This is a genomic window from Escherichia sp. WS568 (assembly GCF_046486085.1).
Classification (GTDB): Bacteria; Pseudomonadota; Gammaproteobacteria; order Enterobacterales; family Enterobacteriaceae; genus Escherichia; species Escherichia coli.
This window is the reverse complement of sequence record NZ_JBJQMC010000006.1, coordinates 214,103-227,589: the sequence shown is the minus strand read 5'-3', so window position 1 is coordinate 227,589 and position 13,487 is coordinate 214,103. Positions and strand designations below refer to the sequence as shown.

Genomic DNA, 13,487 nt, shown 5'->3' with positions numbered 1-13,487 from the left:
GCCTCTCTTAATGCCGCTGCGATCGGGTATACTCGGGCGGCAATCTGGGATTTCCGGGGGGAGACAATTTGCGCGTAAGTCGCTCGTTAACAATCAAGCAGATGGCAATGGTGGCAGCCGTTGTCCTGGTGTTCGTTTTTATTTTTTGCACCGTTTTGCTGTTCCATCTGGTCCAGCAGAATCGCTATAACACGGCTACGCAACTGGAAAGCATTGCTCGCTCTGTCCGCGAACCCTTATCTTCTGCCATTTTGAAAGGCGATATTCCCGAAGCGGAAGCTATTCTTGCCAGCATTAAACCGGCAGGCGTGGTCAGCCGTGCCGATGTGGTGCTGCCTAACCAGTTCCAGGCGCTGCGTAAAAGTTTTATTCCAGAGCGTCCGGTGCCGGTAATGGTTACTCGCCTGTTTGAGCTACCGGTGCAAATCTCGCTGGGCGTTTACTCGCTGGAACGTCCGGCAAACCCGCAGCCAATTGCCTATCTGGTGCTACAGGCGGATTCCTTCCGCATGTATAAGTTCGTGATGAGCACCCTCTCAACGTTAGTGACCATTTACTTACTTTTGTCGTTAATATTGACGGTGGCGATTAGCTGGTGCATTAACCGCCTGATTTTGCATCCATTACGCAATATTGCTCGCGAACTTAACGCCATCCCAGCCCAGGAGCTTGTTGGTCACCAACTGGCATTACCGCGTCTGCATCAGGACGATGAAATCGGTATGTTGGTGCGCAGTTACAACCTCAACCAGCAATTGCTGCAGCGCCATTATGAAGAACAGAACGAAAATGCGATGCGCTTCCCGGTGTCGGATTTGCCGAACAAAGCCTTGCTGATGGAGATGCTGGAGCAGGTGGTGGCGCGTAAACAAACCACCGCGCTGATGATCATCACCTGTGAAACCCTGCGTGATACTGCGGGTGTGCTGAAAGAGGCGCAACGAGAAATTCTGCTGCTGACGCTGGTGGAAAAACTCAAATCGGTACTGTCGCCACGTATGATCCTCGCGCAGATTAGCGGTTATGACTTTGCTGTCATTGCCAACGGTGTACAGGAACCGTGGCACGCAATCACTTTGGGTCAGCAAGTGCTCACTATCATGAGCGAGCGCCTGCCGATTGAACGTATTCAACTCCGTCCGCACTGTAGCATTGGCGTGGCGATGTTCTACGGCGATCTCACCGCCGAACAGCTTTATAGCCGCGCTATTTCTGCGGCATTTACCGCTCGCCATAAAGGCAAGAATCAGATTCAGTTCTTTGATCCGCAGCAGATGGAAGCAGCCCAACAGCGGTTGACGGAAGAGAGCGATATCCTTAATGCACTGGAAAATCATCAGTTTGCGATTTGGTTACAGCCACAGGTCGAGATGACCAGCGGTAAACTGGTCAGTGCGGAAGTGTTACTGCGTATCCAGCAACCGGATGGCAGTTGGGATCTGCCGGATGGCTTAATCGATCGCATTGAATGCTGTGGGCTGATGGTTACCGTTGGTCACTGGGTGCTGGAAGAGTCCTGTCGACTGCTTGCTGCCTGGCAAGAGCGCGGCATTATGCTGCCCTTGTCGGTAAACCTCTCAGCGCTGCAACTGATGCACCCGAATATGGTGGCGGATATGCTGGAACTGTTAACCCGCTATCGCATTCAGCCGGGAACACTGATTCTGGAAGTGACAGAAAGCCGACGTATTGACGACCCTCATGCTGCGGTGGCAGTCCTCCGTCCGCTGCGCAATGCCGGCGTTCGGGTGGCGCTGGATGATTTCGGCATGGGCTATGCGGGGCTGCGTCAGCTGCAGCATATGAAATCGTTGCCAATCGACGTACTGAAAATCGACAAAATGTTTGTTGAAGGCTTGCCGGAAGATAGCAGCATGATTGCTGCAATTATCATGCTGGCGCAGAGCCTGAACTTACAAATGATTGCCGAAGGCGTGGAGACTGAAGCACAACGCGACTGGCTGGCAAAAGCGGGCGTTGGTATTGCCCAGGGCTTCCTTTTTGCTCGCCCACTCCCTATTGAAATCTTCGAAGAGAGTTACCTGGAAGAAAAGTAGCTACCCCAAACTGATTACAAAACTTTAAAAAGTGCTGGTTTGTGCGAGCCAGCTCAAACTTTTTAACCTTTTTGTTTCAATTATGATCCAGGTACATTTCTGTGATGTTGTCTGGGTGTTATTTTAAGGCCGCAGGTACCCCATAACCTTACAAGACCTGTGGTTTTACTAAAGGACACCCTATGAAAACCTCTCTGTTTAAAAGCCTTTACTTTCAGGTCCTGACAGCGATAGCCATTGGTATTCTCCTTGGCCATTTCTATCCTGAAATAGGCGAGCAAATGAAACCGCTTGGCGACGGGTTCGTTAAGCTCATTAAGATGATCATCGCTCCTGTCATCTTTTGTACCGTCGTAACGGGCATTGCGGGCATGGAAAGCATGAAGGCGGTCGGTCGTACCGGCGCAGTCGCACTGCTTTACTTTGAAATTGTCAGTACCATCGCGCTGATTATTGGTCTTATCATCGTTAACGTCGTGCAGCCTGGTGCCGGAATGAACGTCGATCCGGCAACGCTTGATGCGAAAGCGGTAGCGGTTTACGCCGATCAGGCGAAAGACCAGGGCATTGTCGCCTTCATTATGGATGTCATCCCGGCGAGCGTCATTGGCGCATTTGCCAGCGGTAACATTCTGCAGGTGCTGCTGTTTGCCGTACTGTTTGGTTTTGCGCTCCACCGTCTGGGCAGCAAAGGCCAACTGATTTTTAACGTGATCGAAAGTTTCTCGCAGGTCATCTTCGGCATCATCAATATGATCATGCGTCTGGCACCTATTGGTGCGTTCGGGGCAATGGCGTTTACCATCGGTAAATACGGCGTCGGCACACTGGTGCAGCTGGGGCAGCTGATTATCTGTTTCTACATTACCTGTATCCTGTTTGTGGTGCTGGTATTGGGTTCAATCGCTAAAGCGACTGGTTTCAGTATCTTCAAATTTATCCGCTACATCCGTGAAGAACTGCTGATTGTACTGGGGACTTCATCTTCCGAGTCGGCGCTGCCGCGTATGCTCGACAAGATGGAGAAACTCGGCTGCCGCAAATCGGTGGTGGGGCTGGTCATCCCGACAGGCTACTCGTTTAACCTTGATGGCACATCGATATACCTGACAATGGCGGCAGTGTTTATCGCCCAGGCCACTAACAGTCAGATGGATATCGTCCACCAAATCACGCTGTTAATCGTGTTGCTGCTTTCTTCTAAAGGGGCGGCAGGGGTAACGGGTAGTGGCTTTATCGTGCTGGCGGCGACGCTCTCTGCGGTGGGCCATTTGCCGGTAGCGGGTCTGGCGCTGATCCTCGGTATCGACCGCTTTATGTCAGAAGCTCGTGCGCTGACTAACCTGGTCGGTAACGGCGTAGCGACCATTGTCGTTGCTAAGTGGGTGAAAGAACTGGACCACAAAAAACTGGACGATGTGCTGAATAATCGTGCGCCGGATGGCAAAACGCACGAATTATCCTCTTAATCTCACCACTTATGCCCGCACTCCCTTCCCCGAGTGCGGGTGTTTGCGCATAATTGACCCCTGTGCCTGAACTTACCACCTGGGTGAGTTCAGGTTTATTTCACTTCTTCCGTGACATTTTCATGTTCTTGCGGTCTAACACGAAGTGTTTTTAACGTCATTTAGACTGACCGACAACGGGCAGTTTTTTATTACCAGGATAGTTGATCAGGGGTTCACATGCAGGGCACAAAAATTCGACTTTTAGCGGGCGGTTTGCTGATGATGGCCACTGCTGGCTATGTGCAGGCAGATGCGCTCCAGCCTGATCCAGCATGGCAACAGGGGACGCTTTCCAACGGTTTACAGTGGCAAGTGCTGACTACACCCCAGCGTCCCAGCGATCGTGTTGAAATTCGCCTGCTGGTTAATACCGGTTCGCTCGCCGAAAGTACACAACAGAGCGGTTACAGTCACGCCATCCCTCGTATTGCGCTAACGCAAAGCGGTGGCCTTGACGCAGCGCAGGCGCGTTCATTGTGGCAGCAGGGGATCGACCCTAAACGCCCGATGCCGCCGGTAATTGTCTCTTATGACACCACGCTGTTTAACCTGAGTTTGCCCAATAACCGTAACGACTTGCTGAAAGAAGCGCTCTCTTATCTGGCAAATGCCACTGGCAAACTGACTATCACGCCAGAAACCATCAACCACGCGCTGCAAAGTCAGGACATGGTGGCAACCTGGCCTGCCGATACTAAAGAGGGCTGGTGGCGTTATCGTCTGAAAGGATCAACCTTGTTAGGTCACGATCCTGCCGATCCGCTGAAACAACCCGTTGAAGCGGAAAAGATTAAAGATTTCTATCAGAAATGGTACACCCCGGATGCAATGACGCTGCTGGTGGTGGGAAACGTGGATGCGCGCTCGGTCGTCGACCAAATCAATAAAACGTTTGGCGAACTGAAAGGCAAACGTGAAACACCGGCTCCGGTGCCGACGCTTTCTCCGCTGCGTGCGGAAGCGGTGAGTATTATGACCGACGCGGTGCGTCAGGACCGGTTATCTATCATGTGGGATACGCCGTGGCAGCCGATTCGTGAATCAGCCGCACTGCTGCGCTACTGGCGTGCGGACCTGGCCCGTGAGGCGCTGTTCTGGCACGTTCAGCAAGCGTTAAGCGCCAGTAACAACAAAGAAATCGGTCTTGGATTTGATTGCCGTGTGCTGTATCTGCGTGCGCAGTGTGCCATCAACATCGAATCACCAAACGACAAGCTGAACAGCAACCTTAATCTGGTGGCGCGTGAACTGGCAAAGGTTCGCGATAAAGGTCTGCCGGAAGAAGAGTTCAATGCGTTAGTGGCGCAAAAGAAACTGGAGCTGCAGAAACTGTTTGCCGCCTATGCGCGAGCTGATACCGATATTCTGATGGGGCAGCGGATGCGTTCGTTGCAAAATCAGGTCGTCGATATCGCGCCGGAGCAATATCAGAAACTGCGTCAGGATTTCCTTAACAGCCTGACGGTGGAGATGTTAAATCAGGATCTGCGTCAGCAGTTGTCGAATGATATGGCGTTAATACTGCTGCAGCCGAAAGGCGAGCCGGAATTTAACATGAAAGCGTTGCAGGCGGCCTGGGATCAAATCATGGCCCCATCGACTGCGGCTGCCGCCACATCTGTCGCCACGGATGACGTACATCCTGAAGTGACGGATATTCCACCCGCACAGTGATAAATAACCCGGCAGCGTTTCTTCTGCGCTGCCGGGATTAACGGTAATTAATAAGTTACCGTGATATACCCGCAGAGATTTTTCCCGGCACGGCGGTAGCGTGCAGATAATTACTGACTGCTGTGGTTTATAGAAAAGGAAGTAACCACACTTTGTGAACGTAACGTGCTAAAGGAATATGAATGCGCTACAAAGTCACACTGTTCTTGCTGACTATGATTCTCTGCTTAACAGGGTTCTATTCCTGCAACAAGAACTTCCTCTTACTCTGGGATGCCAATAATATGTATGTCAGCACAAGAAATAATATCGATAAAGACAAGGTAAAAATAGAATTCGGTATCAGCGTCAACACGATCAACCGAGAGACGGATGCCGAATTATTTACTGACAGAGCGAAGTATAGAATTATCTTCGATGGTAACCTAAAAAACAGGATGATAAATGAGTACGGCGAAAATGATTTTTTAATTACCTACGATGACCGCTGCTATTTATCATTTCGTCAATTTAAAACCAATCGTCGTCATCAACATGACTATTATTTTGACTTCTTTAACAACAATGGGAATGTCTTTGTCACAGTCGAAATCAAAGGCGAGAACCCACTTAAATTTACGCGTAGTTTAAATGATATGCGTCAGCAGTTTTCACCAACTCGTGAGGATAGCCCTTCTCACTCCTGCAAGGTTATTTCTTCAGATCCTTCTTAAACACTGGATCTGGACAATCACGACCAAAATGCGCAGACCAGTCAAAAACTTTACCGTTTTTCACGTAGCGTTGATAAATTAATGCACCGGTTTCTGTATCACGATATCTGACCCAACTTGCAGCATGGCATAACACGGCAGCCCAAGCCTGGGTTTTAGGGTGAAGTAAATCGGCAGATTGTCCGGCCCATTCCGCAGCCTGCCAGCGGTAATGCAAAAAATGATCATCAGCGGTGGGGATTGCATGGCGAATACGTTGTTTTTCTTTACGACTTATCCACTGATCGTTATTTCTGTATTCAAAGAGTGCTGAATACTGCCCACTGGAAATAGCATTATCGGGATACATTTCATAAGCCACCAATTCGATACCACTGAAACGTAAAAGCCGCGCAGCTTCGTATTGCGCCTGGGCGCGTTGTTTATCAGGGATATTTTTATTTTTTGCTATCGCCATTAAATCAGCCAGTTTTTGTGCGGCCTGGCGATGATCGGGAATATCAAACCAATTGATGGCCTGCTGATACTGACCATTACGTATTAATCGTCTACCTAATAGTGCACGTAATTTAACATCCGTGGGAATGATATCTGGCGAAATATAATAACCGTAACTGCTCTTGTTTAAATCTATAGGTTTTAAAGGATGCTGAGGTGCTGGTACGTTTTTTTCAACAAACGCGTGTAACTCTGACAAGGTCAAAACGTTTTCTGCCACCCAGGCTAAATCAGCCCAATAGAGATCTTTGGCCTGGTAAAATAATGCGGTGGCCTGAAGATAATCATCGCGTTTTAATGCCACAATCGCCTGTTCACTGGCAATACGGCAAGACGGGATGGTAACTTTATCGGCATGATAATAAGGGCTTTCCGGGTCCATACTTCCCCAGACTTCATCGGTAGAGAACAGCGGGGCTGCGCGAGCATAGTGACGCGTTGCCAGTGGAATATCTCCGGCTCGTAATGCCATTTTTGCTTTTAACCATTCGCTTAATCCACTTTCTGGCGCATCCTGCAACAGCGTTTGTGCTAACGAATAATTTCCTGCCCGATACGCCAGTGCTGCCAGGCGATCGCTATAACTAAATCCTTTAACTCTGTGTTGACTTAGCAACTTAATTAAACGGTCGCGATGCGTTGGACAGGTATAATCTACAAGGTCCTTAGTACAGGCTTCGCTAACATACCCCCAGTCATGACGAATAAAGAGCTCTGCGATTACCAGTTGCTGAACCAGAGAATCATTAATAACCGACTCCAGCAGTGGTAAATTTTTCTCCCTGGTTATATACAGCGAAATCATCCGTAGCGACGCTTTCCCGGAGGGCGAACCCTGGGCCGCTTGCCGGGCATACATTTTTACTGCCGCAGCGACATCACCTTTTTTCAGATAATAATGCCCAATCTGACCGAGACTGGCGAGAGAGAGCAATTCAGGATCGGCTGCTCCATTACGCACTTCTTCAATGATTTGCTGATAACGCTGTATGGCCTGCTCAGCAAGTTCCTGATTAAAGCCGCCTTTATTGATTATAAGATCGAGATTGTCGTCAGTGGCATCAAATCCCCCCCTTGCCAGACTATATAGCGTAGCAAGACGCCATTCCCCTTGCTCTGTTTTCGGCAAGGCTAATAATTGCTGAAAGTAAGGGCTATCGTATTTTCCCTGATGAAAATCCTTAGCTCCTGAATAATAAAGCCTCTGCGCCTTAGATAATGGCTTCTGCAATTTTTGCGTGATTTCCAGTATCCGATTTTGCGCAGGAGGCTCAGCATCATCATCTGTATTTGCCTGCGTTGCCTCCGCGGGCGTATCTTCATGCCATATCGGTAAATCAGGATCGCGTTTAGCCAACTGTTGTACTTCAAAGACAAAACTGCCATTTGGCATTTCCAGCAGTGCGCTATTGCGGTCAGTTAACAGATGGTTAGGAATAAATGGTCCACAGGCATTAACGTTGGCGCTAATTAGTGAGAGAAATACAATAACGGAAAGCCGCGATATTTTAGGGGATAACATTAAACTCTCCTTGAATTTTTTGATTGCAGCGCGCCCATCCCAGCGGACTGCTTTCTCCGGCGCGTAGTTGCCTGGCGCTTCCTCTCACAAAATTCAGGCTGGATGGTCCAGGTTGCACCTGATAGTGGCTGGCTCCATCAGCGAATAGACAATCTGCATTGGACATAATTATTTGTTTTGGCAATGGCGCATCAATTACGCCGCTGTTTTTAAAGGCCAGATCAAAAAGTTGCTTGTCTGCATGTTGAGTAATTATTAACGACCAGCGCGGAGTCAGCGGTTGATGTTGAATCACAGCTTCAAGCGTTGTCAGGGACCAGGCGCGGCGATCGCCTGCTAATGGTAGCCGAAACCATACCAACCCCTGTAATCCATGCGGTGGTTGCTGTTCTAAATATTGAATGAAATCGGCAATTGTTTGCGGCGACACACTTAATTCACGCATCTCTTCGGCAACGTATAACGGAGCTTCACTCTCGACGCGATTATCACTGGTGAGCGCAGAACCGTAAGCGGGCAATGCGATGAAAAAAGGATGCGTGGTTTGTCTGGCATATTGCTTTACCCAACGCTGCGCCAGACTGGCATCTAACAGGCCTTTTTCGGGCGATAGCACGTTATGTACCTGCAAAACCGAAGTGTCCGCAATCCGCAATAATCGGGCGAGATGTGGTGATTCAAGCCAGGTAGGCAGGACGGTAATGCTAAGTTTTATATTTGTAGGAAGTGCCTGATGTAACGTACTAAGTAGGGTCAGATAGTCCGGCAATTTTGCTGTTGGCGCGTCATAATCAATTTCTACCCCTACCAGCGTAATACCAGCTTTTTGCCACTCACGTAGGGTTTGTTGAATATGCTGGATAATTTGCTGGTTATTAAGCCGTGTAAGCTGACCTTCGAGTCGCGCGACCAGCCAGACCGGGCGACCATCTTGCTTAATAAGTGAAGTATTAACCGTAAAGTGTCGGATGCCTTCTTGCGGGTGAAATTGCATCCCGAGTACGCGAAGCGTAGAGAAAAGCGGGCGGCTTCGTTTGAGTGCCTCGTTATGTTCTGCCGTCCAGACGCGTTGCCAGATATAGACTTGCTGATCAAAGCGAAGCGGTTGTGAAGGGGTAAATAAAATATGCAGCCCGTAGCCCAGGCAGATCAGAAGAAGTGAAGCTGCAAAAATCCTTTTGCAAGATGGCATATTGTTACGGAATTACGATTATCAACAAGCTGATAGTATACCGACGAAACTATTAACGGAGAACGAATATCTACCCGTTCTCCGTCAAAAACCATTACGCAGGCATCGCTTCACGCGGGATAATCGCGCCGCGATACTGAATAACGGTACTTGCGGTCAGGTGCCCGCGTTTCGCTGCGTCTTCCGCACTGCCGCCCGTCAAACGTACCGCCAGATAACCGGCACTGAAAGAGTCGCCAGCTGCGGTGGTATCGATCACTTTTTCTTTCGGCAGTTTTACCGCCGGAACATCCACTAACCCTTCGCCAGCAATGGACACCAGGCAAGAATCCGCCCCGCGTTTCACCACCACTTCTTTCACGCCCGCGTTATGGGTGCGCGCAATGACGTCTTCCACCGGCTGTTGACCCCACAGCGCGTCTTCATCGTCCAGCGTCAGGAAGGCGATATCCGTGCATTCCAGCATTTGTTGGTACACCTGCTGTGTCTCTTCTTTGCTGGCCCACAGGCGCGGACGATAGTTATTGTCGAAAATCACTTTTCCGCCGTTGGCGCGGCATTCGCGCAGCAGGGAAAGCAGCTTTTCGCGGCTGGTCGGGCTTAAGATCGCCAGGCTAATCCCGCTCAGGTAGAGATAATCGAAATTCGCCAGCTCTTCACAAATCGCCGCGGATTGCTCACTCTCCAGCCAGAATTTGGCGGCGGCTTCGTTACGCCAGTAGTAGAACGTACGTTCGCCGGTGCTGTCGGTTTCAATGTAGTAAAGGCCCGGCAGACGGTTTTCCATCCGTTGGGTCAGGGAAGTATCAACGTTCTCGCCGTGCCAGGCGTCCAGCATCTGCTGGCTAAAACTGTCCGTTCCCAGCGCCGTTACGTAATGAACGGTTAATGCCGCAGGATCGACCTGACGGGCGATATAGACGGAAGTGTTCAGGGTATCGCCGCCGAAACCGCGCTTAACGTCCGCGCCTTTCTCGGAAAGCTCAATCATGCATTCGCCAATCACGGCAATCTTTTTGGACATAGTCGTGAACCTGATCTGTAAAAAATTAGCGTTAGTTTGCGCTGTGGTGGTTTGCTGGTCAACCATATTAAAACAGTGTTCCATTATTTTTTTGAGCCAGAACGTATTCCTGAAAGATTCCGTTGTGGAGTGGGGAAATTTACCCCGGCCAGGCGGTAAAGTTCTGCCCTTGCGCGCCGATAATCTTTGTCGAGTCCGGGCAGCATCACTTTTAAACACAGGACATCTTTGATGATAAGGCAGGTTATCCAGCGAATAAGCAACCCTGAAGCAAGCATCGAGAGCTTGCAGGAACGGCGTTTTTGGTTGCAGTGTGAGCGTGCTTACACCTGGCAGCCGATCTATCAAACATGCGGGCGGTTAATGGCCGTGGAGCTATTAACGGTGGTCACGCATCCCTTGAACCCTTCGCAACGCCTGCCGCCGGATCGCTATTTTACTGAAATCACCGTTAGCCATCGGATGGAGGTTGTGAAAGAGCAGATTGATTTGCTGGCGCAAAAAGCCGACTTCTTTGTAGAGCACGGCCTGCTGGCATCGGTCAATATTGATGGCCCTACGCTCATCGCCCTGCGTCAGCAACCAAAAATCCTGCGCCAGATTGAGGATCTTCCCTGGCTGCGTTTCGAACTGGTGGAACACATCCGCCTGCCGAAAGATTCAACCTTTGCCTCGATGTGTGAATTTGGCCCGCTGTGGCTGGATGATTTTGGTACCGGGATGGCAAATTTCTCTGCACTAAGTGAAGTGCGTTATGACTACATCAAAATCGCGCGAGAACTGTTTGTGATGCTGCGTCAGTCACCGGAAGGACGCACACTCTTTTCTCAGCTTTTACATCTCATGAATCGCTATTGTCGCGGGGTGATTGTTGAGGGCGTAGAAACGCCGGAAGAGTGGCGTGATGTTCAGAACTCGCCCGCATTCGCCGCACAAGGCTGGTTTCTTTCACGCCCGTCACCGATAGAAACGCTGAATACGGCGGTTCTGGCGCTATAAGCTGCCTCATTTTCCGCCTGGCTGGACTATCTTTAGGACTGGCACAGGAAGAATATGAGGAAGCGAACGATGAGCAAGGCAGGCAAAATAACCGCTGCGATTTCAGGGGCTTTCTTGTTGTTGATTGTCGTGGCGATCATTTTGATTGCAACTTTTGACTGGAATCGACTCAAACCGACCATCAACCAGAAAGTCTCTGCGGAGTTGAATCGTCCGTTCGCTATCCGTGGCGATCTGGGCGTGGTGTGGGAGCGGCAAAAACAAGAAACTGGCTGGCGCAGCTGGGTACCGTGGCCCCATGTACACGCGGAAGACATCATTCTTGGCAATCCACCGGATATTCCCGAAGTCACAATGGTGCATTTGCCGCGAGTAGAAGCGACGCTGGCCCCGCTGGAGCTGCTGACCAAAACGGTCTGGTTGCCGTGGATCAAGCTCGAAAAGCCCGACGCGCGCCTGATTCGCCTCTCCGAAAAGAACAATAACTGGACGTTTAATCTCGGCAACGATGACAACAAAGACGCGAATGCAAAGCCGTCGGCGTGGTCGTTTCGGCTGGATAATATTCTGTTCGATCAAGGGCGGATCGCCATTGATGACAAAGTAAGCAAAGCGGATCTGGAAATTTTTGTCGATCCGTTAGGCAAGCCGCTGCCGTTCAGCGAAGTTACCGGATCGAAAGGTAAAGCGGATAAAGAAAAGGTGGGCGATTACGTTTTTGGCCTGAAGGCGCAGGGACGTTATAACGGTGAACCGCTCACTGGTACGGGAAAAATAGGCGGTATGCTGGCGCTGCGTGGCGAAGGTACGCCGTTTCCGGTACAGGCTGATTTCCGCTCTGGTAACACCCGTGTTGCTTTTGATGGCGTTGTGAATGACCCAATGAAGATGGGGGGTGTCGATTTACGGCTTAAATTTTCTGGCGATTCGCTGGGTGATCTCTATGAACTGACGGGCGTTCTGCTGCCCGATACCCCGCCGTTTGAAACGGATGGTCGGCTGGTAGCGAAAATCGACACTGAAAAATCGTCGGTCTTTGATTATCGCGGTTTTAATGGGCGCATTGGCGATAGCGATATCCACGGTTCTCTGATCTACACCACCGGCAAGCCACGACCAAAACTGGAAGGTGATGTCGAGTCGCGGCAATTGCGGCTGGCGGACCTGGGACCGTTGATTGGCGTTGATTCCGGGAAAGGAGCTGAAAAGTCGACACGGTCTGAACAGAAGAAGGGTGAAAAAAGCGTTCAGCCTGCGGGCAAAGTGCTGCCTTATGACCGCTTCGAAACCGATAAATGGGATGTCATGGATGCCGATGTTCGCTTCAAAGGGCGGCGCATTGAACATGGCAGTAGCCTGCCGATTAGCGATCTTTCTACTCATATCATCCTCAAAAATGCTGACCTGCGCCTGCAACCGCTGAAATTTGGCATGGCGGGCGGCAGCATTGCGGCGAATATTCATCTGGAAGGCGATAAAAAGCCGATGCAGGGGCGGGCAGATATTCAGGCTCGTCGACTGAAACTGAAAGAACTGATGCCCGATGTAGAACTGATGCAGAAGACGCTGGGGGAAATGAACGGTGACGCGGAACTACGCGGTAGCGGTAACTCGGTGGCGGCGCTTTTAGGCAACAGTAACGGCAACCTGAAACTGTTGATGAATGACGGGCTGGTGAGCCGCAACCTGATGGAGATTGTCGGGCTGAATGTCGGCAACTACATTGTCGGTGCGATATTTGGTGACGATGAGGTGCGGGTGAACTGCGCGGCGGCGAATCTTGATATTGCCAACGGCGTGGCGCGCCCGCAGATCTTTGCTTTCGATACGGAGAACGCGTTGATTAACGTTACCGGCACGGCAAGTTTTGCTTCGGAACAGCTGGATTTGACTATCGATCCAGAAAGTAAAGGGATTCGGATTATCACACTGCGTTCGCCGCTGTATGTGCGTGGGACGTTTAAAAATCCGCAGGCTGGGGTAAAAGCCGGACCGTTGATTGCTCGCGGAGCCGTCGCGGCGGCACTGGCAACGCTGGTTACGCCAGCGGCGGCGTTACTGGCGCTGATCTCTCCTTCCGAAGGGGAGGCTAATCAGTGTCGGACGATTTTGTCGCAGATGAAGAAGTGATGATAATTGCCGGATGTCTGACATCCGGCAATTAAACAGATTTAGATTGTTGGCAAAGTGTGCTTTGTTCATGCCGGATGCGGCGTGAACGCCTCCGGCTTACAAATCCTTGCTAATTCAATATATTGTATGGAAATTCTGGCCTGATAAGCGTAGCGCATCAGGCT

9 protein-coding genes are annotated in these 13,487 nt (G+C 50.4%); 6 read left to right on the top strand and 3 right to left on the bottom strand.

The genetic code is table 11. The features are described from left to right. Positions 1-68 precede the first annotated feature (68 nt). From hmsP to ACJHWR_RS09465, 4 genes are all read left to right on the top strand, one after another. Positions 69-2,057 (top strand): biofilm formation regulator HmsP, encoded by a 1,989-nt coding sequence (gene hmsP, locus ACJHWR_RS09480; protein WP_001266312.1) that lies wholly within the window; start codon positions 69-71, stop codon positions 2,055-2,057. A 182-nt stretch (positions 2,058-2,239) separates the two neighbouring features. Further along, positions 2,240-3,526, top strand: a complete 1,287-nt coding sequence (dctA, locus tag ACJHWR_RS09475) for a C4-dicarboxylate transporter DctC (RefSeq protein ID WP_000858214.1) — start codon at positions 2,240-2,242, stop codon at positions 3,524-3,526. A 219-nt stretch (positions 3,527-3,745) separates the two neighbouring features. After that, positions 3,746-5,242 (top strand): M16 family metallopeptidase, encoded by a 1,497-nt coding sequence (locus tag ACJHWR_RS09470; protein WP_001163126.1) that lies wholly within the window; start codon positions 3,746-3,748, stop codon positions 5,240-5,242. A 182-nt stretch (positions 5,243-5,424) separates the two neighbouring features. Continuing rightward, positions 5,425-5,955 carry a hypothetical protein gene (locus tag ACJHWR_RS09465; RefSeq protein WP_001269656.1) on the top strand — a complete coding sequence of 177 codons (531 nt, stop codon included), beginning with the start codon at positions 5,425-5,427 and terminating at the stop codon, positions 5,953-5,955. Here the strand turns inward: ACJHWR_RS09465 and ACJHWR_RS09460 are convergent. The 3 genes from ACJHWR_RS09460 to kdgK all read right to left on the bottom strand — a co-directional run bounded on the left by ACJHWR_RS09460 (position 5,933) and on the right by kdgK (position 10,191). Further along, positions 5,933-7,975 carry a hypothetical protein gene (locus tag ACJHWR_RS09460; protein ID WP_000950830.1) on the bottom strand — a complete coding sequence of 681 codons (2,043 nt, stop codon included), beginning with the start codon at positions 7,973-7,975 and terminating at the stop codon, positions 5,933-5,935. The two genes, ACJHWR_RS09465 and ACJHWR_RS09460, sit on opposite strands and share 23 nt — an antisense overlap. Next, positions 7,962-9,167, bottom strand: coding sequence for a DUF3142 domain-containing protein (locus ACJHWR_RS09455; RefSeq protein ID WP_001138658.1), 1,206 nt, complete (start codon positions 9,165-9,167; stop codon positions 7,962-7,964). The genes ACJHWR_RS09460 and ACJHWR_RS09455 overlap by 14 nt, the downstream gene beginning before the upstream one ends. 94 nt (positions 9,168-9,261) lie before the next feature. Next, on the bottom strand, positions 9,262-10,191 hold the full coding sequence (kdgK, locus tag ACJHWR_RS09450; protein ID WP_000037562.1) for a 2-dehydro-3-deoxygluconokinase: 930 nt from the start codon (positions 10,189-10,191) through the stop codon (positions 9,262-9,264). Between the two features lie 231 nt (positions 10,192-10,422). Between kdgK and pdeH the strand changes: the two genes are divergently transcribed. Next, complete coding sequence (gene pdeH / locus ACJHWR_RS09445) at positions 10,423-11,190, top strand: cyclic-guanylate-specific phosphodiesterase (protein WP_001361529.1); 768 nt, start codon at positions 10,423-10,425, stop codon at positions 11,188-11,190. A 69-nt stretch (positions 11,191-11,259) separates the two neighbouring features. Further along, the gene (locus tag ACJHWR_RS09440; protein WP_012311633.1) at positions 11,260-13,320 is read left to right on the top strand and encodes an AsmA family protein; all 2,061 of its coding nucleotides are present in this window, start codon (positions 11,260-11,262) and stop codon (positions 13,318-13,320) included. Positions 13,321-13,487: the final 167 nt, after the last annotated feature.

Coding starts and splice junctions, on each gene's coding strand:
- dctA (WP_000858214.1), top strand. CDS start 2,240: ATGAAAACCTCTCTGTTTAAAAGCCTTTACTTTCAGGTCCTGACAGCG.
- ACJHWR_RS09460 (WP_000950830.1), bottom strand. CDS start 7,975: ATGTTATCCCCTAAAATATCGCGGCTTTCCGTTATTGTATTTCTCTCA.
- pdeH (WP_001361529.1), top strand. CDS start 10,423: ATGATAAGGCAGGTTATCCAGCGAATAAGCAACCCTGAAGCAAGCATC.
- kdgK (WP_000037562.1), bottom strand. CDS start 10,191: ATGTCCAAAAAGATTGCCGTGATTGGCGAATGCATGATTGAGCTTTCC.
- ACJHWR_RS09440 (WP_012311633.1), top strand. CDS start 11,260: ATGAGCAAGGCAGGCAAAATAACCGCTGCGATTTCAGGGGCTTTCTTG.
- ACJHWR_RS09455 (WP_001138658.1), bottom strand. CDS start 9,167: ATGCCATCTTGCAAAAGGATTTTTGCAGCTTCACTTCTTCTGATCTGC.
- ACJHWR_RS09465 (WP_001269656.1), top strand. CDS start 5,425: ATGCGCTACAAAGTCACACTGTTCTTGCTGACTATGATTCTCTGCTTA.
- ACJHWR_RS09470 (WP_001163126.1), top strand. CDS start 3,746: ATGCAGGGCACAAAAATTCGACTTTTAGCGGGCGGTTTGCTGATGATG.